At 59.3% G+C, this 26,572-nt stretch carries 24 protein-coding genes and 5 pseudogenes; 13 read left to right on the top strand and 16 right to left on the bottom strand.

What is annotated here, in order from left to right:
- Position 1: 1 nt before the first annotated feature.
- Together sctJ and CP49_RS45890 are read right to left on the bottom strand one after the other, a co-directional pair.
- Complete coding sequence (sctJ, locus tag CP49_RS10860; RefSeq protein WP_082645958.1) at positions 2-868, bottom strand: type III secretion system inner membrane ring lipoprotein SctJ; 867 nt, start codon at positions 866-868, stop codon at positions 2-4.
- Between the two features lie 5 nt (positions 869-873).
- Positions 874-1,398, bottom strand: a complete 525-nt coding sequence (locus tag CP49_RS45890; RefSeq protein WP_245310644.1) for a nodulation protein NolB — start codon at positions 1,396-1,398, stop codon at positions 874-876.
- 175 nt (positions 1,399-1,573) lie between these two features.
- Here CP49_RS45890 and CP49_RS10870 point away from each other — a divergent pair, with 175 nt between their 5' ends.
- On the top strand, positions 1,574-2,272 hold the full coding sequence (locus CP49_RS10870) for a secretin N-terminal domain-containing protein (protein ID WP_156438272.1): 699 nt from the start codon (positions 1,574-1,576) through the stop codon (positions 2,270-2,272).
- Between the two features lie 1,536 nt (positions 2,273-3,808).
- Here the strand turns inward: CP49_RS10870 and CP49_RS10875 are convergent.
- The 3 genes and pseudogenes from CP49_RS10875 to CP49_RS47140 form a co-directional block, all read right to left on the bottom strand.
- On the bottom strand, positions 3,809-5,233 hold the full coding sequence (locus CP49_RS10875) for a M16 family metallopeptidase (protein ID WP_057850256.1): 1,425 nt from the start codon (positions 5,231-5,233) through the stop codon (positions 3,809-3,811).
- Positions 5,230-6,735 (bottom strand): M16 family metallopeptidase, encoded by a 1,506-nt coding sequence (locus CP49_RS10880; RefSeq protein ID WP_245310648.1) that lies wholly within the window; start codon positions 6,733-6,735, stop codon positions 5,230-5,232. The genes CP49_RS10875 and CP49_RS10880 overlap by 4 nt, the downstream gene beginning before the upstream one ends.
- A 268-nt stretch (positions 6,736-7,003) precedes the next feature.
- Positions 7,004-7,156 (bottom strand): annotated as a pseudogene (locus CP49_RS47140) (NUDIX domain-containing protein); the annotation flags it as partial.
- A gap of 659 nt (positions 7,157-7,815) precedes the next feature.
- On the opposite strand from CP49_RS47140, the gene CP49_RS10885 reads away from it, so the two are divergent.
- The gene (locus CP49_RS10885; protein WP_057850257.1) at positions 7,816-8,025 is read left to right on the top strand and encodes a hypothetical protein; all 210 of its coding nucleotides are present in this window, start codon (positions 7,816-7,818) and stop codon (positions 8,023-8,025) included.
- 747 nt (positions 8,026-8,772) lie between these two features.
- Here CP49_RS10885 and CP49_RS10895 read toward each other — a convergent pair.
- Positions 8,773-10,200 (bottom strand): DUF1521 domain-containing protein, encoded by a 1,428-nt coding sequence (locus CP49_RS10895; protein WP_057850284.1) that lies wholly within the window; start codon positions 10,198-10,200, stop codon positions 8,773-8,775.
- A 657-nt stretch (positions 10,201-10,857) separates the two neighbouring features.
- Here CP49_RS10895 and CP49_RS10900 point away from each other — a divergent pair.
- The 7 genes from CP49_RS10900 to CP49_RS10930 all read left to right on the top strand — a co-directional run bounded on the left by CP49_RS10900 (position 10,858) and on the right by CP49_RS10930 (position 16,148).
- Positions 10,858-11,145: a hypothetical protein gene (locus CP49_RS10900; protein ID WP_057850259.1), complete on the top strand. Its 288-nt coding sequence runs from the start codon at positions 10,858-10,860 to the stop codon at positions 11,143-11,145.
- Between the two features lie 53 nt (positions 11,146-11,198).
- Positions 11,199-11,405: a hypothetical protein gene (locus CP49_RS10905; protein ID WP_057850260.1), complete on the top strand. Its 207-nt coding sequence runs from the start codon at positions 11,199-11,201 to the stop codon at positions 11,403-11,405.
- A gap of 114 nt (positions 11,406-11,519) precedes the next feature.
- Entirely contained in the window at positions 11,520-12,407 is an 888-nt protein-coding gene (locus tag CP49_RS10910) for a SctD/MshK family protein (protein ID WP_057850285.1), read from the top strand.
- A 30-nt stretch (positions 12,408-12,437) separates the two neighbouring features.
- Positions 12,438-12,965 carry a hypothetical protein gene (locus tag CP49_RS10915; protein WP_057850261.1) on the top strand — a complete coding sequence of 176 codons (528 nt, stop codon included), beginning with the start codon at positions 12,438-12,440 and terminating at the stop codon, positions 12,963-12,965.
- Between the two features lies 1 nt (position 12,966).
- Complete coding sequence (locus CP49_RS10920) at positions 12,967-13,395, top strand: hypothetical protein (protein ID WP_057850262.1); 429 nt, start codon at positions 12,967-12,969, stop codon at positions 13,393-13,395.
- Between the two features lie 11 nt (positions 13,396-13,406).
- A complete protein-coding gene (gene sctV, locus CP49_RS10925) occupies positions 13,407-15,524 on the top strand; it encodes a type III secretion system export apparatus subunit SctV (RefSeq protein ID WP_057850263.1) in 2,118 nt (705 codons plus the stop codon).
- Positions 15,525-15,557: 33 nt separating this feature from the next.
- Positions 15,558-16,148, top strand: coding sequence for a tetratricopeptide repeat protein (locus CP49_RS10930; protein WP_057850286.1), 591 nt, complete (start codon positions 15,558-15,560; stop codon positions 16,146-16,148).
- A gap of 305 nt (positions 16,149-16,453) precedes the next feature.
- Here the strand turns inward: CP49_RS10930 and CP49_RS42560 are convergent.
- A protein-coding gene (locus tag CP49_RS42560) for an IS5 family transposase (RefSeq protein WP_156438274.1) occupies positions 16,454-17,217 on the bottom strand; the annotation gives its coding sequence in 2 pieces (ribosomal slippage) (positions 16,454-16,879 and positions 16,882-17,217; 762 coding nt in all).
- Positions 17,218-17,375: 158 nt separating this feature from the next.
- Here CP49_RS42560 and CP49_RS42565 point away from each other — a divergent pair.
- Complete coding sequence (locus CP49_RS42565) at positions 17,376-17,873, top strand: hypothetical protein (protein WP_197423073.1); 498 nt, start codon at positions 17,376-17,378, stop codon at positions 17,871-17,873.
- An 846-nt stretch (positions 17,874-18,719) separates the two neighbouring features.
- On the opposite strand, the pseudogene CP49_RS47145 reads toward CP49_RS42565, so the two are convergent.
- Together CP49_RS47145 and CP49_RS10960 are read right to left on the bottom strand one after the other, a co-directional pair.
- A pseudogene (locus tag CP49_RS47145) lies at positions 18,720-19,013 on the bottom strand (transposase); the annotation flags it as partial.
- 86 nt (positions 19,014-19,099) lie between these two features.
- A complete protein-coding gene (locus tag CP49_RS10960) occupies positions 19,100-19,465 on the bottom strand; it encodes a helix-turn-helix domain-containing protein (RefSeq protein ID WP_057850267.1) in 366 nt (121 codons plus the stop codon).
- Between the two features lie 566 nt (positions 19,466-20,031).
- Here CP49_RS10960 and CP49_RS45900 point away from each other — a divergent pair.
- Positions 20,032-20,295, top strand: coding sequence for a hypothetical protein (locus tag CP49_RS45900; RefSeq protein ID WP_057850268.1), 264 nt, complete (start codon positions 20,032-20,034; stop codon positions 20,293-20,295).
- 263 nt (positions 20,296-20,558) lie between these two features.
- On the opposite strand, the pseudogene CP49_RS10970 reads toward CP49_RS45900, so the two are convergent.
- From CP49_RS10970 to CP49_RS47155, 3 genes and pseudogenes are all read right to left on the bottom strand, one after another.
- Positions 20,559-21,086 (bottom strand): annotated as a pseudogene (locus CP49_RS10970) (hypothetical protein); the annotation flags it as partial.
- Between the two features lie 263 nt (positions 21,087-21,349).
- A complete protein-coding gene (locus tag CP49_RS47150; protein ID WP_245310645.1) occupies positions 21,350-21,874 on the bottom strand; it encodes a hypothetical protein in 525 nt (174 codons plus the stop codon).
- Positions 21,807-22,178 carry a recombinase zinc ribbon domain-containing protein gene (locus tag CP49_RS47155; protein WP_245310646.1) on the bottom strand — a complete coding sequence of 124 codons (372 nt, stop codon included), beginning with the start codon at positions 22,176-22,178 and terminating at the stop codon, positions 21,807-21,809. The genes CP49_RS47150 and CP49_RS47155 overlap by 68 nt, the downstream gene beginning before the upstream one ends.
- Positions 22,179-22,267: 89 nt before the next feature.
- On the opposite strand from CP49_RS47155, the pseudogene CP49_RS42575 reads away from it, so the two are divergent.
- Positions 22,268-23,037: pseudogene (locus CP49_RS42575) on the top strand (IS5 family transposase).
- A 112-nt stretch (positions 23,038-23,149) separates the two neighbouring features.
- On the opposite strand, the gene CP49_RS10990 reads toward CP49_RS42575, so the two are convergent.
- From CP49_RS10990 to CP49_RS49595, 4 genes and pseudogenes are all read right to left on the bottom strand, one after another.
- Positions 23,150-23,854, bottom strand: a complete 705-nt coding sequence (locus CP49_RS10990; protein WP_420807600.1) for a recombinase family protein — start codon at positions 23,852-23,854, stop codon at positions 23,150-23,152.
- Positions 23,855-24,263: 409 nt separating this feature from the next.
- A complete protein-coding gene (locus CP49_RS10995) occupies positions 24,264-24,572 on the bottom strand; it encodes a HigA family addiction module antitoxin (RefSeq protein WP_057850271.1) in 309 nt (102 codons plus the stop codon).
- Positions 24,566-24,882 (bottom strand): annotated as a pseudogene (locus tag CP49_RS11000) (type II toxin-antitoxin system RelE/ParE family toxin). Before CP49_RS11000 ends, CP49_RS10995 begins: the two are co-directional and overlap by 7 nt.
- A 166-nt stretch (positions 24,883-25,048) precedes the next feature.
- Positions 25,049-25,465, bottom strand: a complete 417-nt coding sequence (locus CP49_RS49595; RefSeq protein WP_476695622.1) for a DUF3363 domain-containing protein — start codon at positions 25,463-25,465, stop codon at positions 25,049-25,051.
- A gap of 505 nt (positions 25,466-25,970) precedes the next feature.
- Between CP49_RS49595 and nodS the strand changes: the two genes are divergently transcribed.
- The gene (gene nodS, locus CP49_RS11010) at positions 25,971-26,570 is read left to right on the top strand and encodes a nodulation methyltransferase NodS (RefSeq protein WP_057850273.1); all 600 of its coding nucleotides are present in this window, start codon (positions 25,971-25,973) and stop codon (positions 26,568-26,570) included.
- Positions 26,571-26,572: the final 2 nt, after the last annotated feature.

Below are 26,572 nucleotides of genomic sequence, written 5' to 3' on the forward strand. Positions count from 1 at the left end.
CCTATGCCTTGTCGGAGGTGATCTTTTTACCGGGAGGCGGGATAGCGGGCGTGTTCGAACGGTTGCCGAGTCTGGATCGCGCGCGCGACGGCTGGGCGCGCTGATGCATACGAGAGCCCAGGAATATGTAGCACAGAAGGCCAATCGCAGCGCCGCCCCCTCCGATACCGGCCGCAAGTAGCGGGTCTGAAATGGATTTGGTCGACTGAGCGGACGCAGCTCGCGGGGCAGGCTGCTCAAGCGGAGCCCGCTCAACCGGCACAAAGACCACCGCCACCTTATCATAGGATAGGCCCTCGATGCTGTTGGCGACCAGCATCTTGATCTGCGGTAGCAGGAGCGAGAGCTTTGCATTGGAGTTATGTCGAATGAACACCGACGCTGAGGACGGCATCGTGTCCTGGCGCAATAGATCATTTTTTGGCAAAACAACGTGGACACGCGCGGATATGACGCCGTCGATATCGCTAATCGTGCGCGACAATTCTTCGCTCAGGGCATAAACGTAGCGGGCGCGCTCCTCGATCGGCGAGGCAACCAGGCCCGATCCCTTGAACACCTCGCCGAGGTTCTTGAAAGGGTGGCGCGGCAACCCTTCTAGATTTAGCAGCTCAATCGAAAAGGCTAGCTGCTTCTCCTCGACCTGAATCGTGCTGGTCCCGTCCTTGGCAGTAACACGGACCGCATCGACGCCCTTGCTAAGCAGGAGAGCAAGCATCTCATTGGCCTCGCGCTCCTGCACTTTGCTGTAGAGATCGGCCTTACAACCTATCAAGGGGAGGAGAAGCGATAGCACGGCAAAAACACGCAACCACCGACGGGATAGGCGGGCATGGCCGTTTTGTCCATAGATGAAACCAGACGTCAACGAACTCAGCCCGCCGATAGCAATTTGTTCAAAGATGAGCTGACGGCGCTGGTGCTCTTGGACACAAGCGAAACCTCGACGACACCCTTGTAAACGTCCCGCAGACCCGCAACCATCGCGTCGAAGTCGAGCACCCCTTCCGGCTTGCCCGCAGGGCTTGCCCCGACTAGCTGCGACCGCGAAAGCGGCTGAGCGGCCGGCCCAGGTTGAGCGGTCTTCGAAATCGCGGCCACACCGCCGCTCGTTGCAGAAGGAACGGGATTGCTCCGATACATCGAAGAGAGAGCCTGGAGCACGCGCTCGCCAGGCGCGCTTGCCTGCACTGTTGCACGCTGAACCTCTGACACCGCAGGAACGGACGCTGCCCTATCGGTAACCGAGGAGGCAGCGCCTGATGTCGAAGTGACATGCAGAAGAGTCTGCTGAAACTGGCTCTGCTGGCCCATGGCTGCCGGCTGGCAGAGCCCGGACAGACCTTCGGCAGGGTTCAGAGAGATTGGCGTGGCGCCTAGCATGATCGAAGGTTTCATTGGTTTGGCGCCGGTGAGACACCGCCGTTGTTAAGAATTGATGGTCAATACCGTAAAGAGGCCAGCTGACAGCAAGCTGACGAACACGCCAGCCATAAGGCCATTTTAAAGATCACGCTTGGCTTCCAATTTGGGCGAAGTCTTAATACTTGTTCTCAGGTCGAAGGGACTTGGAATGCTAAGCCGACGCGCGATCCTGAACATTTTGAACCGAGTTGCGGGCGCAGGAGTTTTCCTTTGCTCCGGGGTACTCACGGCGTTTGGGGCTCCGCTCTCGCTGCCTTCGGCACCTTATAGTTACACGGTTCTGGATCAGGACCTGTCTGCCGCACTGCTGGAATTCGGTAACAACCTCAATATCAGAGTAAACGTCAGCACCGAGGTGAAGGGTCGGATTCGCGGGCGCATGCCAGATCTGCCACCGCGCGAGTTCCTCGACCGTTTGACCAATCTCTACAATCTTCAATGGTACTACGATGGGCTCGTGCTGTATGTATCTGCCGCAAATGAGGCGCAAAGTCGTCTGCTTGTGTTGAGGCCGATCAGCTTCGATGCATTCAAAGCGGCCCTCGATGCACTCAACATCTCCGACGAGCGCTATCTTGTGAGACCGGCACCAGGAGATGGCCTTGTCCTGGTTTCTGGCCCACCACGCTTCATCGCGCTCTTGGACCAAACGCTCAACGGCCTTGTAGCGGAGGCGCAGGCGCGGCCGCACGCTGCCGTCGAAAAGCAGTCTCGGGAATCGGTGCTGAAGTTATTTCGTGGCTCCTCAACCACGGTCGTTCGCGATGGACGACCGGAAGCCCCCTATTCTTCCGACGCGCCGCGTCAGGACAGCATCGTGCGCGAGCCTGCGCCGGGCCAGAGATGAAATTTAGAATGCGCGGCAGCTTTCGGCGAAAGTCAATGCCGTCTCCATTGGCTCATTTTGAATCCTTCTGATGCTCGTCAGCTTCTCGAAAGCTCACCCTCCTAGCATGAGAGCGCGGATGTCTCGGCGGCGATGCCGTCTATCCACCTCATGCAACGTCGGGGCACCCGATGCTCGGAATAGCCGTAAACCTGGTTGGCGCCATTGTTGCCGGCAGATTGGAGGCTGCAGAAGGCGAGTCTTCTAAGCGGTTCTCCATAGGTCGCGATGCAAGTGGCCTTCGTCAAAGAAGGGCTCGAGCCGCTCCATTAAAAGGAGGAACAGGATGGATTTCAACTCAATCGACCCACTGAACACGGACCCACAGCCCGCCTCACCGCCACCGCCCGCGGATCCAACGGGCTTTGAGCACCAGCTGAGCGAGTTGCAAGATAGTCCTCCGCCATATGCTGCGTGGTCGCCAGTGCCGCAGGGGGAAGCCTATTCGCCATATTTGGAGGCCGAGCATCCCTATTCGTCACATTTGAGTTGGGACGATGATCTGCGAACGCCGGCTGCGGCCCCCCGGGCCATTACCGGCGCCGGCGAAAGTTTGCTGCGGCCCAGCTCGCAGCAGACGATTGCTCAATCGCTGGCGGAAGCCCCAGATTTCGATCAGGATCTGATTTGGCAGAATGTCGAACCCGGTCCAATGCAAGCCGAGCCATCCGCGGCCGCCGGCGAACGGGCCCAGCTCGCAGCAGCCGCCAGTCGCTGGCGGAAGCCCCCGATAAGGACCCGGTTTGGGAGGAGCTCGAACCCAGGCTGTTACAGGCCGGGCCATCGCATGCCGCGCCATCACAAGCCGGGCCATCGTCCTCCACGGGGGATGCGCCACTGGAACTCGGAAATTTCGTCATGGAAAACGGACGTCGCGCCAGCGAGTACTGGGTCTTCTGTCCCCAAACGGCCTCGAACGCCCAGCTCAACGTGCTAAGAACCGTCGGCCTCATGCCGAGCAAGGACTCACCGACAACCTTCTCTATCCTAGCTGTGCCCCACACAGCCGAGTGGCGAGAAGAGGATTTTGTTCGTCGCAACCCGTCGCTTGACCCTAGCCTCTGGCCTGGATACTCGGGTGAGGATTCCCCCACCGGGTAGGCGTTTCCACAGCCCAGCTTGCGGCAGAGCCATGCCCCTCCCCGCTGAAACAGACCTTTGGGATGCCGCCGGTGGCAGGAGCACTTGGCGGCGTCCCTTCTGTGCCGGCGTCGATTATCTTGGCTAGGCTATGTTGGCCTCGCGCCAAGATGATTGTACGCGGTCAATTAATTATGTGTCACTTTAAGAGATCTGGTCCGGCAGTCGGCGCGGACAGGATATCCTGGCTGAGACGACGCAGATAACCCCGCAAGCTTGCGGTTCCCAACCGGCAGAGGTTTTTGAAAACACCTCCTGCGGACGTTCCGTCGCATTGACGGCATCGCTTGCCGCGACCGCAGCTGTCGCGGCCGCAAAAAAGAAGTTCAGAGCGCATGTCACCTCACGAACACAAAGTTAATTGGGTGTTGCCGGCGTTGCGGTGGATGGCGCGGCGCCTGGCTGTACTGCCGCTGGCGGCGGCGTCGTGGCCGATGGCGCGGTGGTCGACTGGGCTGCGGCCAGTGGGGAGCTGCCGACGATGACGGTGAGCAGACCCTGGCCCCACAGCCGCTGCGCCGCCTTCCTGGCATCCTCCAGCGTCACCGCATCGACGAGCGCGCAGTGCTTCTCGATATAGTCAATCGGCAGCTTGTCGATCTGGTATTGCAGCAGCGCCTGCGCGAGTTTGGACGATGTATCCAGCGCCAGCATCTGCGAGCCCTTCAGGTACGACTTGGCCTCGTCGAGCTCCTGCTGGGTCGGGCCTTCCTCGGCCATGCGGCGGACCTGCTTTTCGATCTCTTCCACCGTCTCGCCGGCGCGATCGGCGCGGGTGCCGGTATTGCCGACGAACAGCGCGGAATGATCCATCCAGAGCAGCGTCTCATGGACGGAATAGGCGAGCCCACGCTTCTCGCGGACTTCGCGGAACAGCCGCGACGACAGACCGGCGCCGCCGAGGATCTGGTTGACGACATCGGCCGCCATGAAATCCGGCTCGCTGCGGCGGACGCCGGGACCGCCGAAGGTCACGACGGTCTGCGGCACGTCGAGCGGAATGAAGACGCGCTGCGGCGGCTTTGCCGCAACCACATCGGGGACCTCTGTCAACTGCGCCTTTGCCGGCAGGCTGCCAAAGGTCTTGTCGAGCAATTTGCCAAGCGTCTCTGGATCGACGTCACCGACCACCGCGATCTTGAGCGTGTCCTTGGCGATCACGCGGCGGACATAGTCCTTCAGATCGGCGACGTCGATTTTCGGCACGCTCTCGACCGTGCCTCCGGCCTGGCGAGCATAAGGATGATCGTTAAAGGCGACTTCAAGGAACTTGCGATTGGCGAGCGTTGAAGGATTCGTGGAGTCACGCCGAAGGTTCGCGAGCACCGCGGTACGGCTCCGTTCGACATCGGCCGCATCGAAACGGGGCGAGGTCAGCGCCATTCGCAGCAGGTCGAAGGCCTCGTCCCTGTTGTCCTTGAGCATGCGCAAGGAGCCGCGAAACTGGTCACGGGACGAGGTAAAGCTCAGCTCAATGGCGCGGCGGTCGAGCCGCTCGTGAAAGGTCTTGAAGTCGAGATCGCCGGCCCCTTGATCGAGCAGGCCGGCAACCATGTGGCCGACACCGGGCTTGTCGTTGGGGTCCTGGGTCGCTCCGCCGCCGAAGGCGCATTCCATCGCGATCAGCGGGACGGTGGCCTCCTGCACGAACCAGGCTTCGATGCCGCCGGGCGAGATCAGGCGCTGGATCTTGGTAGCGGCAAATGATGGTGCAGAGCCGAGCGTCGCGATCGCGAGCGAGGCCCCACCGAGGACGGCACGCCGAGTGAGAGAATAGGTCACGAGCGCTTCTCCTTACGTTTGGGCGCAGAATCCTTGATCAAATAGCCGGTCACCGAGCGCTTGTTGTCGAGCCATGCTTGCGCGGCCTCGCGCACCTGCTCGGCGGTGACGGCGCGGATGCGGTCCGGCCAGCTTCGGATATCGTCGATGCTGAGCCCGGTGGTGAGCGCCCTTCCATACCAGCCCGCAAGCGTCTCTTGGTCATCCTGGGCGTAGATCGCTTGCGCAATCAATTGGGTCTTGACGCGCTCGAGATCCTCGGCGCGCGCGGGATTTTGCGCGAGGTCGGCGATCACCTTGTCGATCGCGTCCTCGATCTGGGCGAATTCGACGCCAGGTTTCGGCGTGGCCGAAATCATGAATTGCGAGGCATCAAGCGAGGTGCCCTGGTAGCTCGCGCTCGTGCTGATGGCGAGCTGCTTGTCGATCACCAGCACACGGTAGAGATAGGAGTTGATCCCGCCGCCCATCAACTGCGCGAGCACGTCGAGCACAGGGCTCTCGCCTGCGGCCGCAGTGGTAGCCGAGGGCACGAGATAGAATCGGCGCCAGGTGGGCTGCTCGACGCGGGGATCGGAGAGCGTCACGGTGCGGGGTGCCGCGGGCGTCGGCTCCTGTGGCCGCACGCGCTTCGCGGGGATCGCGGGCTGCGCAGGAATGTCGCCAAAATTCTTTTCCACCATCGGGCGGATTTCGTTGGGATCGACGTCGCCGGCGATGATCAGGATCGCGTTATTTGGCGCGTAGAAGCGCTTGTAGAACGCGAGCGCGTCCTCGCGGTCGAGCTTCTCGATCTCCTGGCGAAAGCCAAGATTGGGGCGGCCGTAGGGGTGGTTGAGGTAAAGCGCCGCCCTGATCTGCTCGGTGAGCCGCCTATCGGGATTGTTGGCGACGCGCATGTTGAATTCTTCGAGCACCACGTCGCGCTCGGACAGCACGTTCTCATCTTTGAGAATGAGGCCGGTCATCCGGTCGGCCTCAAATTCCATCATCTTGCCGAGCTGCTCGCGCGGCACGCGTTGGTAATAGCTGGTATAGTCCATCGAGGTGAAGGCGTTCTGGTTGCCGCCGACGCGCAGCACGGTCTGGGAGAATTCGCCGGGCGGATGCTTCGCTGTGCCCTTGAACATCAAGTGCTCGAAGAAATGCGCAAGCCCCGATTTGCCCGGCGTCTCATCGGCGGAGCCGACGTTATACCAAATCATCTGGGTCACGACAGGGGTACGATGATCGGGGATCACCACTACCTGCAGGCCGTTCGCAAGCGTGAAGCTTGCTGGTCGTTCCGAGGTGACTGTGATCTGGGCAAGCACGCTCCTGTTTTCAGCAACGTCCCGGAGGCTAGGATTGCTGCTATTATCCCTTTTGTATTCGACTTTGTATTCGACCGCCAGCGCGGTGGGTGTCGTCAAGGCCATTGCAACAGTGGCCGTGCCTAGCACCTTGGTTGTCACGGAACTCCAATTCTTCATGGCATCGCCTTTGGTCACATCGAGATACACATTCTGCAACGGCCGATCCCGACAAAGCAGAGAGCCGCACGCCGTTGGCAAACAAGGGAGCAAAAGCCGGGCCAATCGCCTAATGCTCCCGCGCACGGACCGCTGCGCGGGCAGCTGGACGCAAAACGAAGCGTGGCGCGTGCTTTCTCTTCCGAAAGCCAAAGCCGCACTTGTTTGGTATCCGCCAACATGTTGCGAACACTACGTTGCACACGAAAACGCACAATAACTCGCCGCCTCGCGCTTGCCTAAATCCTGCGACGCCACATAATGGCGCCTTGATCTCGCGCCAGAGGCACTGCTCCGCCGTTTCGTGGCCGCGCCGGCGCCCGCCAGGAAACATACAAAGCTTGTCGCGGCGCCGCCGCACCAGGAGTACCCGGCCGCGCTTCGACGCGACGAGCTTTGACGATCTTGCCATTTCTTCGATCCGATGACCCGAAATGTCCTAGCGTATACGCGACAAGATCATGTGGAAGGTTCGGGCCCGGCGAATTTTGTCCTGCACCTCGCACCGCACCTTGAGTTCAATCAGCTCGCCCTCCAGCACCGGCCGCTGCGCCGTTCAAGCGCTACTTTAGCGACCTGCGAGATCAGGTGCTCGCATTGCATCGAGTTTCACGTCCCTCCTCGGCATCACAAACTATTGGCTCCGGCAATGATGACGATCGCGCAGTTCATTCTTTGCCCGACCGTGCTCCACGGGTACACGAAGCGTGTCGGCCTCCATCGTCTTCTTCCTACAACTTACGTAGGTGCTTGAGCGCCTCAGCCAATTCGGACGCACCCTCTTGGCGGCCACTGCCGAGAGCTGCCGTCCTGCAGGAGGAGCTCTTCTAAATGAAACAGGCTTTGCGGATTGCCGCCGTGCTAGCGTCCACCAAGACCGTCTTGCCCCGCCTCAAAACTCTTCTCCGGCCAGCATTAGCTCTTCTTTGGCAGACCCCGACGCCGCACCTGACGGAAGCATCGATGCGGTCTCCAATGGCTCATCATGAAACGCACTGAGCCTCGTCAGCTTCTCGAAAGCTAACGTTGCTAGGATGAGAGAGCGGGTTATCTACAGGCGGTGTTACGAACATGAACGCAGGTGCACCCGATATCGGGCCAACGGGAAGCAATAACGGTGCGGATTTTGACGGAACCGAAGGGGCCGATGACGCCAACTCGCAGGCCGCGCAACAACGCAAAGCTTTCGAAACGGCTCTTGGCATGATCGCAATGCGAATTGTCAGCGATGCGCAGGCCGATCTAGACTCTGCCATGGACGACACAGAAGAGGATGTTTGAATCCGCCCCGTCGAGTCGGGAACAACGAGCGGCAAACGGCACATCCAAACAACGGTGAGAAGAGAGGAAGGAGAGGAGCTTCTCCGCAGCTGGAGGATCCGCACCACAATAGTGCCTGATCGTTCAGATCGGCTGCGGTAAGCTTGGCGTGACAGTCCTTAGGGTTCTTGTCGGTCCGGGCCACTCCGGTCATCCGCATCTCGGTAGCCCAAGACGTCTGGCTCACATACCTAACGGACGCGCCTCGCTTCAGGCAATCTCGCATTTACAAACTTGCAGGTCATAAAGTACCTTATACGGGTGAGAGACCGAACAGGATCTTCCTCTCCTCGCACGCTGCGTAGCGGCTGGGACGTGCCTAACGACTCGGCGCGTCGCTTTTGGCGTAAACCCGATAGATCGCGCATTCCTGCCGCCTGGCGTTCGCCGCCATAGCGCACCCGGCCGCCGAGGCGTGTCCCTCTTGTCAATCAATCGACCTTACAACGGAACTACTGGCAGAAACTGTGCAATGTCGACTTGAGGTTGGACCAGCTCTCGCTGGTCGAGACGCCCTCACTCGTCCAGTCATGCCTTCGTTGCAGACTGTACCGGCAGAGATATGACAGCCAGATCATTGAAAGCGTGAAAGCGCGGATAAAGCATGGGTACCCCAAGCGAGGCGCTTTCCTGCGCGCTCGCGCTGAGAAGCATAGGAAAGCGGGCGACAGCGCCCGCTCCCATTTTTGAACTGTGATCAGATCTGCCTCACCCGGCGGCCTGCTCATTGGCGTCAATGCTCGCCTGGTTGACGTGCCATCCGGATCTATCGACCCACCCTTGATCTTGCTCATATATCGTCTGTGCACCATCCGCCGTCAGCTGATCGAGGGTTCGGCCAGCATTGGACTGCGTCACCTTCAGATTGTTGGCACCGTCCTTCTTGTCACCGAGTCCCTCAACAACCATAGCGTCGTCGCCATTCGTGATGGTGAGCTTGGACGAAATGGTCTTTCCCTTGCCGTAGTCGACCGTATCCACGGTGATCTTCGTGCCATCATCGAGTTGCAGGGTCATGCCTTTCTTGAAATCAAAGTCGTCCTTGCCGTCTCCATTAGCATCGACATGAGGATCGCCATGAATCTTCGAGACATGGCCGGTTTCTTTGTTGCGAATGGTCCAGGTGCCGTCCTTCTCGTCGGCCGTGATTGTATACTTGTCGCCAAGGTGTATCGTTGCCTTGCCGTCATGGACCTCATGCGACCACACCGGATTAGATTTAGGTGGCGGGCTCTGGTTCACCGCAACTGGGGTCATCGACGCAGGCGGGGGAGGAGGAACGAAAACTGGCGTGTAGTAGTACAATGGAGTAGCGAGCGGCGCAGGAGTGTACTGGGATTGGGAGCCGGCGCCCGGGGCGCGCCCCTCTTCACCAGCATCGATACTCGCCTGGTCCACCTCACGCCCGGCGCCGTCGACCCAACCCTGACCTTGCTCATGGATCGTTTGTGAACCATCGGCTGTCAGCTCATCGAGAGTGAGGCCAGCATTAGACTGCGTCACCTTCAGATTGTTGGCACCATCCTTGTCGTCACCGAGGCCCTCGACAACCATGGCGTTGCTGCCATTCGTGATGGTGAGCTTCGATGAAATGCTCTTGCCGTTGCCGTAGTCGGCCGTATCCACGGTGATCTTCGTACCATCATCGAGTTTCAGGGTCATGCCCTTCTTGAAATCGAAATCGTCCTTCCCGTCCCCATCAGCATCGAAGTGAGGATCGCCGTGGATCTTCGTGACATGGCCGGTCTCGTTGTTGCGGACAGTCCAGGTGCCGTCCTTCTCGTCCGCCGTGATTGTATACTTATCGCCAAGGTGGATCGCGGCCTTGCCGTCATGGACCTCATGCGTCCACACCGGATCAATTGAGGACGACGAGCTTTGGTTCTGCGCGACCGGCGCGAACGAGGGAGGCGGCGGCAGGGCGAGAACGGTTGGAGCAACGTAGGCCGGACTAAGTACGGCGGGAGCGACGACGGCCGGACTATTTACCGGCAGGTACTGGTAGGTCCCAACCGGGACGCCGGCAGCGCCGGCGTACTGCCCCATCGCCACGTTGAACATTGGAGCGGCGGGCACGCCTTCAGGCACTAGCCCTACCGCCGGATTGAAGCCGCCCACCACGGGAAGATACGCCATTTTCATTCACTCCTATTGCATTGAAGGAAGCGACAGACTGCGAGGACCACCCGCACAATCAACTTGGCACGTTGCGCCGAGGCCATTCAAAAACCAATCCCACGTCATGACCAGCAGCAGGCCGCCCTCGCGTTTCTTGTTGCGGGTAACAACAGCCTTGATCGGCGGACCACTTCTCTTACCCCCTGCCTTCGGCAATGCGGGCCTCTCACGTCGAGCGTATCCAACACGTCGAGCGTATCCAAGTCGCAGGAAGTTTATCCTGAGTACCTGTCGAAAAGCTGACGATAAGATAATCGCCCACCAGCACATCAGGCTTTCGGATCATCTGAATGTTGAGAGCATGTGATCGCGACGAATCGCTCTTCGTGATGGGCGTCGGAACAACGACATCTTGGGACGCGCGGCCGGCGAGCGTCCACGCTCTCTAAAGAACGTCGGCCGAGCGTCTCGCGTGAATGCTCCAGGCGGTCTTTCGGTGCCTTAGAGAACCGACACATTTTCCGTGAGAGAAAAAGTTGGGCCACCACGACTCATTCCGCGGCCTTTCTGAGACTCGTCAGCTTCTCGAAAGGTAATCCTCTTAGGATGAGAGCGCTGATCTCTAGGCGACGAGTCGTCTATTGATCTTAGTGGAGATGAACACAGGAGAATGCGATGATTGGAGAAATGATCGGAAGCGCGGCTGGTGGATGGCTCGGTGGACCGTCGGGAGCGGCAATTGGTTCCGCTGTCGGTGGAGTACTCGACCAAGCCTTCGAGAAGGTTATTCACAGCTTGGAGCCTGAGAAGGCTGATGCTGACAAGGTCGCCAAGGACAATGGCCCGGCCGCAGGAAGCACCCCCCAGTGTAACCACGGCAACGGCGAATTGACTCTCTTGAATGGCGCACCAGGCGCGCATGTAATGATTTCATTTCCTGCCGTCGTCACGCCAGCTGGTTAGGCGTGAGGCAGGTCATTAGTAGCAGTAACTTCCAAACAGAAAGGTGAGTCGATATGGTTTTTCGCGTTGGTGGTTCCCCCGCTGCGTCTGAAGTCGCGACGAATCAGCAAACCGGTGCTACCGGGGCTGGCGATTTCGCGGCGCAGCTCGCCGAGCTCGAGCGTGTTAGCAAAGAAGCTCAGGCCAATAGCATCGTGATGCGCAGAATTACGACCGAGCTCTCGTCCGAAAAGAAGGTTGCCGACGAGCGCGTAAGTTAACGCTGCAAGAGGGGGCCGCTCATTTCGCGTGCTGGATGCTCTCCACAGCCTGACGAATTCGGAACCAGCCGTACGGCAACGCCGTACGGCTTCTCGTTGCTCAGGAGACTCTCCGTGAACGAACCGGCCTCCGTTCATTTCGAAGTGCTATCAGGGGTCTATTCCGGGGTGACCGGTGAAGCGCCCGTCGGAACGAGCCTTATCGGAAGTGGCCTCGATGCCGATATCGTCTTCGTCGAACAGGGGCTCGAGCCCAATCACTTCCGTCTCACCCCCCTGCACGATTCGATGGAGATCGAGGCTCTAGCAGCCGGAGTCAGCATAGAAGGAAACGGAGATATTGCCGTAGGCACGCGGGTTGTTATTTCTCTTCCTGCCGTCGTTCATGCGGGCACGATGTCCATTCGCTGCACACAGGATTCGGAGCAAGGATCAATCGGCCTGTCGCGTGTCTCGATAATAGCAGCCGCCTTGGTCTTGCTGAGCTCTGTCGGGATCGCCACTCTTGCAGTCAGCTTCCTCTTTGACGGCAGTGCCGGTGCACTGAGCCCCGATGCGCCCCCTGTCGCCGCACTTCCACCCAAGCTGACGCTCAACGGTCCTGATGATCGCCCCCTCCATGCGGCCGCCGAACAGCTGCAAGAGGAGGTCAACAAAGCGGGACTTCTCAATATCAAGATCGGTCCTGGGCCAGGTGTGCTCAGCGCCGAGGGCACCGTGACGCCTGCGTCAGTCAGTAGATGGCAGAAGGTTCAGCAATGGTTCGATCAGCATACGAACGGATCGCTGACACTCGTAAATGGAGTGATCGTGAAGGAGGATAAGCCGCCCTCCTCAATTGCTGTCCAGGCGGTGTGGCGCGGAGCCCACCCCTATCTTCTTATTGGTGGCCAAAAGTACTTCGTGGGCGCGCTGTTGAACGATGGATGGACGGTCGATCGAATCGAGGCGGGACGCGTACTGCTCAGCCGGAATGGACGGCTTGCTGCTCTTCCCTATTAGAGCTCCACCGCCGCAGGAAAGGAGAACGTCGTGACCAAGCTACCCCAGCATCCTGTCGGACTTGGCACCTCTTCGCAAAGGCTCAACACGCACGACCATGAGCCAGCGAGCAAGCCGGCCCTCCCTCAAGTCCATAATTTAGAGATCCAAGGCACCGATGGCGGTGGCGAGAAGAGGCACGGGTCGGTTTGGCCGGATACCGAGGCGCCGGATCTGCCAATCGAGGCCGCGCTTGATGTAAACGATATCGATGCCGTCTCGCGTGTCAGTCTCAACGAGAGGCGCGTACCGATAGCTGAGATCGATCCCCGTGCAGCACTCGCTTCACTTTATGGCCGCAATCTCGCAACTGGCCTGCTCTCCTTCGTGACACCACGCCTGCGTGACCCGGACGTGCTGCGAGCAGAGAAGCATGGTGTTCTTCTCGAGCGCTTGGCCGATAGGCTATGCGCCGGACCGGAGGATTCGGCGGCGCGTAAAGGGACCGACGCCCTGCAGCAGGAGCTCCGGCGGCTCATCCTGCTCCGGCAGAACCAGAACAGCTTGATTGGGGGCTAGCATGATCGACTCGGGCGGAGCGCAGTTCGCCAGTCCACCGCCGCCGGCCGATGCTTCCAAAACCGGCGATGTCTTGCCAATCTCAGGGCAGGAGCGTGATTTGGTCTGCGCAATATCCTTCGTCCACCTTGCGTGTGGACAGAGCGCACAAGCTCTCGCTCTGTTGCGGCTCATTGCCCATGACGATTCGCAAGACGTCGACCTGCTTCGCATTCTTACCTATGCTCTCATCTCGGAGGGCTTTGGCAATGAAGCACTTGCGGTGCTGGATAGACTAGACACGCTTGATGACGAGCCCTCTTCGCGTCTGCCTTTGACGCTTCTCCGCAGTCACGCGCTACGACGGGCCGGCCGTATGGACGAGGCGCGGGCAGTCTTCCAAGACTATGTGTCCCTGCGTGGCAGGACAGCCCCAACGGAACAACAATAAGAATCGTCTCCATGATAAACCTCCTTCGTAAGCTTATCGTGCGCGCGCCATTCCACCCGGATTTCATGGTCGCGTTCATGCTGCTTCTGGCAATCGCAATGATGATCATGCCGATGCCGATCGTCGTGGTCGACATGCTGATCGGCTTCAATCTGGGTTTTGCCGTATTGCTGCTGATGGTTGCTTTGTATCTCAGTACGCCACTGGATTTCTCGTCCTTGCCCGGTGTCATCCTGATCTCCACCGTTTTTCGTCTGGCGCTGACCATCGCGACAACGCGGCTGATTCTCGCTGAAGGAGACGCCGGCAGCATCATTCACACCTTCGGTGAGTTCGTGATATCAGGGAACATCGCGGTCGGCATTGTTATATTTTTGATCGTGACCATGGTGCAGTTCATGGTTCTCGCGAAGGGAGCCGAGCGCGTTGCTGAAGTCTCGGCAAGATTCACGCTCGACGCTCTGCCTGGCAAGCAGATGGCTATCGACGCGGAGCTACGCAACGGTCATATCGATCAGCACGAGGCACGCAGCCGGCGAGCATCACTGGAGCGAGAGAGCCAACTTCACGGCGCGATGGATGGCGCCATGAAGTTCGTGAAAGGGGATGCCATTGCCGGACTCATAGTCATCTGCATCAACATGCTGGGAGGAATCAGCATCGGGCTGCTCTCCAAGGGCATGTCCGTCGATGAGGCATTGCATCAATATACGCTGCTCACCATCGGCGATGCGTTGATTTCTCAGATTCCGGCGCTCCTGCTGTCGGTTACGGCCGCAACCATCGTCACACGTGTGAATGGGCCTTCCAAGCTCAAGCTTGGTGCCGATATCATCAACCAAGTCACGGCCAGTACCCAGGCATTGCGGCTAGCGGCCGGCGTCTTACTTCTCATGGGGCTGATACCAGGTTTCCCTTTGCCCCCGTTTCTCATGCTGGCCGCACTTTTTGCCGGGACGAGCTATGTCAAAGGCGGTGTGCAAGGCGCGAACACGGGCTCCAAGACGAGCGCTAACGTTAGTACTCCGACTTCAAATCCAGCGCAGGCTCAACGGCAAACCATACCCGCGGAGGCGCTTCCGGTCGTGGTATTCTTTGCACCTAACCTGGTAAACGCGATTGACAGAGAGGAAGTTGAGCAGCACATCGCTCGCATTTCGGCACTGGTCTCAGCCGATCTTGGCATCACGATTCCCCGCATTCCAGTCCAGGTCGATCAACGTTTGGCCCAATCCGAGTTTAGGCTAGATGTGGAAGGGGTACCGGTTGAACGGGATCGGGTGGATCCGACGCAGCTCGCGCTCACCGACGACCGAGCGAACATTGAATTGAGCGGCATCCCGTATCGGCAAGATCCAGACACCGACCGGATCTGGATCGAACAGAGCCATGCACCGGCTCTCAAAGCGGCCGGGATCGGGCATCACCGTCCGAGCGAAATCATAGCCCTGCGCGTCAGTTCCGTACTGACGCGATATGCGCAGCGCTTGGTAGGCATTCAAGAGACGCGACAATTGCTCGCCCGGATGGAGCAGGAGTATGCCGACCTGGTGAAGGAAGTGCTACGCACGACTCCAGTTCCCCGGATCGCCGATGTCCTGCGTCGCCTGCTCGACGAGGGCATCCCGATTCGTAACACCCGGCTGGTCTTGGAAGCGTTCGCCGAATGGAGCGAACGCGAGCAAAACGCCGTCCTGCTCACCGAATATGTCCGCTCCGGCCTAAGGCGGCAAATCTGCTATCGCCATGCCAACGCTCACCGTGTTCTGCCCGCCTTTATCGTCGAACGTGAAACTGAAGATGTGATTCGCAGTGCGGTCCGAGAGACCACCGTCGGGCCGTACCTCGCGCTGGAGGACCGGCATAGCGAGATGTTGCTGTCGCAACTGCGCCAGATTCATTCAGGCATGCCACCAGGTCAGAGCCAGCCCGTCATCCTGAGTTCGCTGGATATCAGGCGTTTCGTCCGCGGCTTTCTCACCCGCAACGGGTTCGATCTTCCTGTTCTGTCTTATCAGGATCTTGCCTCCGATTTCACGGTCCAGCCGGTGGGGTCGCTCAAGCTTACAGGTCCCAAGGAAAAAGCTCCGACAGGAGAACAACCCAACCTGCTTGCCACAAACGGCTAACAGAGTGCAGCAGTCGGTCGTGAGATGGATGGCATGAATTCACCTACAACAACATTCGCTGCTCGATTGTATGCGTTCCATCCGCCCTCGGGCTTAACTCTCCTCGCTTTATTCGCCATCCTTGTGCTTGGTGGTTGCGCCAGTCTGGATCACCAAGCTATCTCAGTTCAAGAGACGCCGCGGCCAGAGTTGCTGGGCGCCAAGGACATCGATCCTGCTATGCGCGAGCGCATTGCACACGCCCTCCTCCGGGTTTCCGATGAAGAGAGTTTGCGTGAGGCTCTGAAGCAAAAGCCAGACAATGTCGATGCGGCAATCTCGCTTACGCAGGCCCTTCTGGCACAGAAACGCGCGGGCGAAGCACTTGAGGTAACCGACAAGATCTTGCTTACAGTTCCTGGTGATTTGCGTGCCCTGAACGCAAAAGGGGTGGTCCTCGACGCCGAGGGGCGTCATGATGAGGCACAAGCGCTATATCGCGAGGCTCTCGCAGCGGCCCCAGGCAATCAGATGTTGCGCAACAATCTCGGCCTATCGCTCGCACTTGCTGGGAATGCCGATACCGGAAATCCTAGCCTGCAACCGCTTTCGCACGAGCCGGGTGCGCTGGCCCGTTCGCCATAGCGTGGCCTTCGCGTAGAACGCCGGATCGTACACGCTTAACGCCTGCGCGTCAGCTCGTCGTCAGCTGGGCTGACTATCAAATTCGCGGTGCCCGACGAGTCTGAACTCAGTGGGAGAATACTTCACCGATAGGAAACCCAATCACCATGTATGGCCGAATCAATAGCTCACCCGGTGCTTCCGACACTGATGAAATGAGACAATCCGCCACCAACCACACGCAATCTGATGCAGACAGCCAGCGCTTTGCGGACATGTTTGCTGGGATGCACATAGCGGCGCCGAGCGCTAGGTGGTGTGGACACTTACCGCATCCATAAGATGATGGCTGCGAGAGTGACGACGGCACGGTAGTTTCGGGCAGTCTTTTCGAAGCGGGTTGCGACGCGGCGGAATTGCTTGAGTTTTGAGAAGCAGCATTCCACGAGATGGCGCTGGGCATAGAGATGCTTGTCGAGCGGATATTTGAGCGCGCGTGACGGATTGTTAGGGATGACGGCGAGCGCGCCTTTGGCAGCGATGGCCTGGCGCAAGTGATCGGCGTCATAGGCCGTATCGGCCATGACGACTTCGGCGGCCAATCCCTCGATCAATGCGGCGGCTTGCGGTGCATCGCCCTTCTGACCTGCGGTAAGGATGAACCGCACGGGACATCCCAAGCCTCGAACGGCCAGATGTATCTTGGTGCTCAGGCCACCGCGCGAACGGCCGAGCGCCTGATCTTCAGACCCCCTTTTTTGGCCGCGGCAGCGTGCTGGTGGGCTCGGACGATGGTGGAGTCGACGATCAGATATTCGAAATCCGGATCATCGGACATCGCCTCAAAGATGCGCCACCAAACACCCTTGACGCTCCATCTACTGAAGCGACGGAATACACTGTTCCATTCCCCGAACGCTTCCGGAAGATCACGCCAGGGAGAGCCCGTACGCACGATCCACAGCACACCTTCCACAAACATCCGATTGTCGCGGCCCGTCGAACCCTTCTGGTCAGGTCGGCCGATGATCAGCGGCGCCATCCGCTCCCACGCCGCGTCGCTCAAAACCAACCGGTCCATCACACCCAAGGCTGCCTCCCCAAAAGCAGCCTTGAATCTGATTTGCTCCTAAAAAGGAATCCTTAGAGTCCACACCACCTAGCTCGTCTTCGGGAGCAACACCCTCGTACTCCCTCGTTCGGCGACCTCCTTTGGTGGAGATCACAAGGTCTTCATTCGAGGAGAACGTGAAGGACTTTTATAGCGATGAAATCGAGCATATCGCCGCGAAACCACAGCAATACTCGCTTCCGGTATCCTCGAAAGCCGAACGAACGGCACAAGTTGCTTATGACCACGGCAGGAAATCTGGTTCGGAAAACGCACGCTATTTCAGCTATCAGCTAGGCAACAAGAGTGTTGGACTTCTGCGAACGGAAGGCGGAGCTAGCATGAGTGATGTGTTCAAAGAGGAAAAGGCACGCGCGCGCTGGCGGGAACAGTTTCCCGGACGGACCGAACTCACATCCACTGTGGATTTTCGGGTTACTCATCCCCTGGTCGAGAACGCAGGCGATATTCTGTTGGAACATCAGCTTCGGCTCGACGGCGAACGGCCTTTGCTCCTCTCTCATGCTGTCAACGACGACGCGAAAGCCCGCGCAGCGGCGTTGGGTTTTGTTGAGGTGAGTGACTCGAGATGGTGCTTGACCTACCCAGCATTCCGACAAGTGGACGAAGAATGATGACGGCGAATGGCAGCGGAAAAACAAGCCTCAATTGTATCTTTCTAAAGCTGAACCCAATGACGGCAGTGAAACCAGTGGGGCCCAGTGGGGCCCAGCGTGCCCCAGATACCACGCCGGCTTGGGACGACGACGACTTTATGTAGATTGGTCCGAAGAAGATCGATCATGCGAAGCGAGACCGGATTTGCAGTGGGTCCAGAATACCCTTCTTTGGTGTCCGTCGCCATGCAGCACTTCAGGATGCTGAAGAAGATTCATCGCCTACGCGGGCCTCACGCGCGGTAAGCGCTGGTTGTGCTGGTTGGACAAAAGAGCGCGCCGGCTATTCTCATCGAGAGCCGGCAAATCGAGGCTATGGTCCAGCTTGCGAAATCGTCTCGGGGCAGCTCACCACAGGTTCGGTGAGTGCCGCTCGCTGATGCGCCCAGTGGGTGTCAAAAGAATGTGTAAGCAGGTTTCTGTGAGTTTACCTTACCGAGGAGACTCACATGAGGACCGAGACGACGATTACACCCTGAACTATTTGGATCAACTGCTTGCTAAGTAAGTATGAGAAGCCTGAAGACCTCACAGGTGCAGACGGGCTTTTCAAGCAGCTGAAGAAGGCGCTGATTGGGCGGGCGCTTGGTGCGGAGCTGAGTGATCATCTTGGCTACGAGAAAGGGATCCGGTGCCTTGACAGAGCTTGCTGCCCGGCCACTGTTAGCCACCATGGGATCGATGACAATGTCCGGCTGATGCAAGAAACAACTACAATTCAACTTTCACAGAGACCTCTTACACGAATTCTGACATTCCCCCTTTCAAACGGCCGATGGCCTGTCTTGTATTTTTTGCGCCCTATCCGTGGCGATGGACCTTGACGATCGTGGCGTCTACCATGGCGTATTCCATGTCCGGCTCGTCCGAGACCGCGCCGAACAGGCGTTTCCACACCGCCTTCACCCAGTCGCGGAAACGCGTGTACACGCTATTTCATTGGCCGAAAGCGCGCGGCAAATCGCGCCAGGGACTGCCCGGGCGCGCGATCCATAACACCGCCTCAACAAACAGCCGGTTGTCCTTGCCGCTGCGTCCGGGATCGCTCGGTTTGCCGAGACACAGCGATTCCATCTTCGTCCATTGGGCGTCAGTCAAAAACGAATCGTTCCATCCGAAGCTTGAATCACAACCGAGCCCCGATGAGGACCCCAACAGGACCCAGCGCCTGGATTTGGGACTTTTCATCCACACGGCGCCGAGACGTAGGCTCGCCAGATGCCTTGCACCGTCGACACGGACAGGCCGTTGGCGTTCGCCATGTCGCGCGAACTCCCGAACTCCAATGGGTGGCGTTCTCGGGGGCATTGCTCCAGCATCCGCACGACCACCGCTTCGATGCGAGCATCGTCAATCGTGCGCGGCGCCCCGGAACGCGGCTCGTCGTGCAGCCCGGCCACGCGCCGCTTCACAAAACGACGCTGCCATTTGCCTACCGTCTGCGTGTCCAGGCCCAACTTGGCCGCCACTTCCTCGTTCTGACCGCCCTCGGCGCAGGTCAGCACGATCCGAGCTCTCAGAGCCAGCGCTAGCGCCTTCTTTCGCCACATTGTCAGCGACTTCAGTTCGGCACGCTCGTCATCGCTCTATATCAGGGGCGCAAGTTGCTGGACCGCGATCAGATCCGCCGTCGCTGTTGCCAGCGCGTCATCTTTGGCACAGCGACGCGAAGCTACGATTGCGAACTTGTGACTCGGGACACTAGCTAGCACCACGGCATCTTCCATGGAATTGGAGCCACGGTGATTCGGATTTTCTTTGTGCATCCGTGAGAATGCCCTTCGTCAGCTAATTGTCAGCCAGGCTGTCTATCTAGACAGGCAGCGCATTCTCGCCTGTATCGGAGATTGGAATATGACGGGCATTGGCTGGCCTGGCAAATCCCACGTTGGGGCTGCTGGAGCCGACAGCACGTGGGGATTGAGCAGTTCGCGCTCGCCGCGGCCCTGTGGCTGCCTCCCGGCGTGCAACAAGACGAGGAGGCGCTGGACGAAATCATGGCGCAGTCCCTGAGCCCGGGGATTACCGAGGATATGGTACACCTGCGGCGGGGAATGGCCCCGCTCACGCCAATGTTGCGAACGGCTATTAAGCGGAATTCGGAGACGCTGAAGCGTTGGCCCAGCGCTTTGGCGTCGGCCAGGAAGCCGTGCTGCGGCGGCTGCTTACGCTCGGTCGCACCACCCAGGCCTTCTATGACAGCAAGCGCGCTGATTTCCAGAAGATCTGCGCCCAGCTTGACGAACAGAAAGAACCGTCCGAAGGCGGCCCCAAGTATCATTACGTGGTGCTGAGTCAGTTCGGTCGCACGTTTACCCAGCTTATTTCCAGGGCTATCACGATCGATATTTCACACTGCGCGATGTCGCGGATCTCTTAAATATGAAGGTTACGACCGTTGCTCTAATGGAAAAAGGCGGCCTTTGGCATGGCGCCGTAAACCGGAATGGCCAAGAAGATTTACTGCATCGAAACGAGTGCGCTGATTGCCGCATGGTACGAGCGTTATAAACCGAAGCGGAAGCTTTCAGTCTACCGGCCTGCTGAAGACCCATGATCTGATCACGGCCTGCTGGCTCCGGATTTCGGAGGTCTGGCTGATGGTGTCACCACAATCGGCACTCTACCGCGAGACGCCCCCGACTACATCCCGTGTCGAGCGGCCTGCGTCGACCGGTGCTCCGCCTCGGCAAGCGGATAGCGTGGGTGGCCGCCAAGCACTGTGCTCAACAAGGACTTACAGAACGCAGGCGTAAGCTTGCCGCGGTGGACCACGACGCTCTCGTGACCCGTCGCAGCCCGGGCGTTCTGCCACTGCCGATTGTAGCCGCGCTGTTCATTGGACTTGACGTGGCAAGCGGCGAAGTCCGCGTCATCCAGCGTCGCCAATTGCCGCGCAAGTACCGGCCGCTTCGTATGGATGTGCACCCACATCGGACTCGGCATTGCACCATTGCGCAGCGCCTTGGGTTGCAGCTTGATCTCGAACAGCGTCCCTGGCTCGCCCTTTAACGCGCGCGGTAGATCCGCAGGCGCCAACTCCTCGGCCGCCCGCAAGTGTTCAAGGTACTTCTGCGACGGAAAGGCGTAGGTTTTCATGCAATCGATCCTAGTCGTGGCCTTTCGCTCGTTCAAAGCCTTGGCCAGCCCCTGCGCCTGGCTCCAGAGTGCGGGTCAAGCGCAGCTGCGAAGCCCGCGATGCATCGCGTGTCTTGTACGAAATCTCCGTGCCCCAATTCTAGCAGATCATGGAAAGCGAGTTCCGCGATTGACAGCCCAGACGCTTGCCCCCCGAATGCACGTGTCAAACCAGTTGGTGCAAAAAAGAGTTTTGAGAGGTCGAGAGGTCGTAATTCAACGACTTGCGAGAGCGTTATGCCGTCGCTTCACATTTGCAACAAATGCGCGCAAGTACTGCGAGATGCACGCGTAGCTCAGCTGGATAGAGCGCGACCCTCCAAGGTGGAGGCCACCCGTTCGAATCGCGTCGGCTGCGCCATTTCAGTACAGAACCGCGAACGCCGAGAGCCGCCGATTTTTCGCTTGAGCCGGCGACCAGGGTCGCAGCAGTTCTGACTTCGATCCCATGATGCGGACTCTTTTTCCGCCACCTCAATGCGCTGAGCGAGCGCGCGCAGGTGATCGCGGCGATAGCCGCCGTCGCGAAGCCGGAGCCGCTCACGGGCAACGTCTGCGAACGTCTTGACCATATCGGGGCTGACAGCCTGATTGCCGACGCTGTCGAGCGCGGCCTGGGCGCGCTCGGCGTCAGCCGTGGCCTGATCCCGAATCGCCTTGAGGCCCGCGATGCTCTCTTTCAGACCTGGGGCATCCAGTACGGCTACGCCCGATTCGATCGCGTCGTAGAGCCGGTTGAGCCGCTGGTCGGTTTCAGTGATCCGCTTGTTGAGCTCGGCGATGTGCGCGGCGGCGCGCTGAGCGCTCCTGGCGACGGTCAAGGACGCTGGCAAGCACTTCCTCCAGCCGGTCGGGATGGAGCAGACGGCTCTCAAAGTGACCGGCGACAAGATCGTCGAGCTTGTCCATGGGAATCGAACGGCCCTTGCATCCGGTCTCCCCCTGCCGGGCCTTGGTCGAGCAGGTGTAGTAGCGATACATGCCGCCTGCGCTGCCCTTGCCGGTCCGCAGCGTCATCGCTCCCCCGCACTTGGCGCAAAAGCAGATGCCGGTAAGGAGGGTGGGACCGCTGGTGACGCGGGTCGGCGTCACCATGGGGCGACGAGATTTCAGGTCGGCCTGCACCGGTCACGACCTCGCTCTAGGTGGTGTGGACTCTAAGGATTCCCATTTAGGGGCAAATCAGATTCAAGACTGCTTTTGGGGAGGCAGTCTTGGGTGTGATGGATCGGTTGGTTTTGAACGACGCGGCGTGGGAGCGGATGGCGCCGCTGATCATAGGCCGACCTGACCAGAAGGGTTCGACCGGCCGCGACAACCGGATGTTCGTGGAGGGCGTGCTTTGGATTACCGGCTCTCCCTGGCGTGATCTTCCAGAGGCGTTTGGAGATTGGAACAGCGTGTTCCGACGCTTCAGTCGATGGAGCATCAAAGGTGTCTGGTGGCGGATCTTCGAGGCGATGTCCGACGATCCGGACTTCGAATATCTGATCGTCGATTCCACTATCGTTCGGGCGCATCAGCACGCCGCCGGCGCCAAAAAAGGGGGTCTGAAGATCAAGCGGAAGATCAAGCGATCGGCCGCTCGCGCGGGGGCCTGAGCACCAAGATACATCTGGCCGTTCGCGGCTTGGGATGTCCCGTGCGGTTCATGCTTACCGCAGGTCAGAAGGGCGATGCACCGCAAGCCGCCGCATTGATCGAGGGACTACCCGCCGAGGTCGTCATGGCCGATACAGCCTATGACGCCGATCACTTGCGCCAAGCCATCGCCGCCAAGGGCGCGATCGCCGTCATCCCCAATAACCCTTCACGTGCGCTCAAATACCCGCTCGACAAGCATCTCTATGCCCAGCGCCATCTCGTGGAATGCTGCTTCTCAAAACTCAAGCAGTTCCGCCGCGTCGCAACCCGCTTCGAAAAGACCGCCCGAAACTATCGGGCCGTCGTTACTCTCGCCGCCATCGTCCTATGGCTCCGCTAAATGTCCACACCACCTAGCGTTTGCGCTCCCGGTCCTTGTGCGAGCGCTTGTTGAACTTGTGCTCGCCGATATAGGTCGTGCGGGTCAGGATGCTGTGGATCTGAGCCAAACCTCAGCGCCCGCCATCGCGGGTGAAGGTTCGGCGTTCATTGAGATAGTAGGTAATGGACTTCACGCCCATCGGGCCGGATACGCCGTCCCCCTCCAGAAACAGACGATAGATCATTCGCACCGTGTCGGCGTGCAGTCGGTCGATCTCCAGTTTCTTCTTGGGTCTTGGCGCACGCTGCTCGGCCGCGACGATGCGATAGCCGATTGGCGGTAGGGCGCCATTCCAGAAGCCCCGCCGTGCATTCTCGCTCATCGCGCGCAGCACGTGCTTGGCGTTCTCCTTGGATTGATATTCATCGAACAGCGCCATGATCTGGCGCACCATGACGTGCATCAGGTCATCGCCCATCTCCTGCGTGATGGAGACGAGCTTGACGCCGTTCTTCGCCAGCTTGCGGACATAGAACTCAAGCTCGAAATGGTCGCGGAAGAAACGGCTGAACGAATGAACCACGACGATGTCGAAGGGTGCGGGCTTGCATGTGCCCGCCTCGATCATGCGCTGAAACTCAGGGCGGCGGTCGTTGGTCGCGGAGGCTCCCGGCTCCACATAGGTCTCGACGATCGCATAGCCGCGCGCCGAGCAATAAGCCTCACCTTGCCGCTTCTGATCAGGAATGGAGACATCATGCTCGGCCTCCCGCGCCGTCGAGACGCGCAGATAGAGGGCGGCGCGCGCCCCTTTCGAACATTGGGGCACGGTCATGGCGGGCGTCTCCTTGTCAGATCATCGGCATGGCCCGAACAGGTCGTCGAAGAGATCGGCCGAACCACGCCTCGAGTACGTCCACCTCGGCGTCCGTGACCGCGACGCGGTCGGGCCAATCGACTGTGACGGTCCAGTCAGCAAGATCATGCTTTGGCGGCCTGCCGGCACGCGGCCACGGCTCGATGCTGGCATAGTCGAAAAGATCATCCGGCAGGATGCCGGGACGCGACGGTCTTTGCTGGGTTTGGCGCGCGCTCGGGGCATCGCGCCAGGATCGCGCGATCTGTCGAAAGCAAGAAGTAGCCTAATTTTACGTCATGATACGCTAAGCTGCGCGATAAGCCGCGCAGCGTGAAAATACTTGCGTGGTGCGGGACCAGAGCTATTCATCGCAATTCATCGTCGACTACGCGGCGCGTTTCAGCGGACGAGCGCGTTCGATCCGCTGACGCTCCTTGGGGCTGTTCATCGCTTCCCAGAGATCGCTGCGCCGCTGCACGTTGAGCCAGAAGTCCGGGCTGTTGCCGAACACGCGGGCGAGGATCAGCGCGGTCGCCGCCGTCACGTTCCTGCGGTTGTTGCACAACTCGTTGACGTGCTTGCGCTGAACGCCCATCGCCTGGGCAAGCGCGCCCTGGGTCAAGCCCATCGGCTCCATGAACTCCTCGGTCAGTATCTCGGCGACCGTGGCCGGCTTGCGCTTCGTCGTCAGCATGGTTTGCCTCGCTCACATCGGTAGCTGTGATCATCGAGATAGACGCCCGCCGCTTCGCCTCGCTTGCCGTCCCAGCGGAAGATCAACCGCCATTGCTGGTTGACGCGGATCGAATGGAACCCCGCCAGATTGCCGCGCAGCTTCTCGAAGTGATTGCTGGGCGGCGCGCGTAAGTCCTGATCGGTCGTCGCATCGTCGATCATCTGAAGCTTGCGGAATAACCGGCTTCAAGATCGGGCGGGACGTTCCGCGAGCGGACATCATCCACAAAGAAGGCGCGTAGCCATTCATCCCGAAAGCCAACGATCATTCCAAGGCTCCAACATAGAGCCTATGTACCACCCTATGGGTCATATTACAAGCCGCAACCTACCATTGCGAACCCCTTCACCTCGGGCATTGGAGCGCTCGCGCCCTCAATTCGCCTTACCTGCTTGGAGAGCCCAAGCCGGGGCGGCGACGACTGGTCCAGGCCGTCAGCCGCGAAGAGGAGGCGCGACAGCGGCAGCCTTGAAGAGTCGTCGCTGATCCGGCCCACTCGCGCCAAGCACGCAGGGCTTTTCCGCTGCTTCACAAGCCCAACGTGTTTGCGTCCGAAGCTCCACTCGATGCCGCCGCTGTCGCGCATCACACCGCTGATGCTGGCCGATGCGCTTGTCGAGCACAGGCTGCCAGGGGACGAACTGGAAGCCGAGGCCGTCGTCGATCATGGCAAAGTGCCCGCTGGCGAGCGTGGCGATGCCCGCAAGCTTGCCGGCGACGAACTCACCCGGCTTGCTCGGTGTGTAATTGACGCGATCATCGGAGGAGCCGCCGCTGGCCTTCATCAAACAGTGGCATCGGTTCGAACGTTCGCCGCGAGCAGTGTTCGAGCGCGTCCAGCTCTGCGTCATGACGTGAGCTTTCGAGGCATTCGATGTCCGGCGAGGATCTTCGCCGGATCAACGTCGTGGGGGCCGTTCAGCATGTGCTGCTACGTCAAGACGGCCGGCTCATCATGCGCGAAACGCCAATGCGTTCTTCGCGGACCATTACCGGACTGGATATGTTCCATCCAAACAATAGATTTTACCAATTTTGCCGCAATCCCCATAGTCAGACGCTGGCTAACTCAAGGCATCAATCAGGAAAATGCGTGTGAAATGACTGGTGGTTTCAACACAGTTGCTGGATGATAGGCAAGCGCGAACGGATGATTGCCCAGCTGCGTCCTGGTGTGCGCCGTACTGGATTGGGACTGACGAGGTGCTCATGAGGTCTGCGAAAGCTGGACTGGAGGCTCTTCAATGGTCGGTAGTCCCGCGGAGGCGGAGCTTTCCCGTAGTTCTTCGAGGCTGGTCTCGTTTGACAGCATCGGCACGGGCACCCGATCGTGCATTCTCAGTAGGTAGGTGACTCATGAGTTCGGACAGCAAGCATCAATCGCTAGAGCAGGAACTAGCCGCCGACGATCCGTGGAGGCTCGACGGTAATCCATTCGAACGCGAGCGTCACTCGCAAATGCTCCGGCTATCGCTTTCGCAAGGCGTGATTTCGCACGCCCTCGAGGTCGGGTGCGCGGCCGGCGCATTTACGGAAATACTAGCACCTCATTGCAAACGGCTCACAGTCATCGACGTTATGCCGCAAGCGATTCGTCGAGCTAGCCTGCGGACGAAACGGTGGTCGCACATAACCTGGATGGCTTCGGACGTTCAGCAGTTTTCGACCGCCGAGCGATTTGATTTGATCGTACTGGCCGAAGTCCTCTACTACCTTGGAGGCGTGGCCGAGATGCGTGCGACTATCCGCAAGTTGGTGCAGATGCTGGCGCCAGATGGACAGCTGGTTTTTGGGTCAGCCCGAGATACCAACTGCAGGCGTTGGGGCCATGCCGCTGGAGCTGAGACTTGCATGCTCATGTTGAAGGAATCGTTGGTCGAAGTCGAGCGAGTGAGTTGCCAAGGTCAGTCGGCTAACGAAGACTGCTTGATCTCCTGCTTTCGGAAGCCGAATTGATG

It is taken from the genome of Bradyrhizobium valentinum (assembly GCF_001440405.1).
Classification (GTDB): Bacteria; Pseudomonadota; Alphaproteobacteria; order Rhizobiales; family Xanthobacteraceae; genus Bradyrhizobium; species Bradyrhizobium valentinum.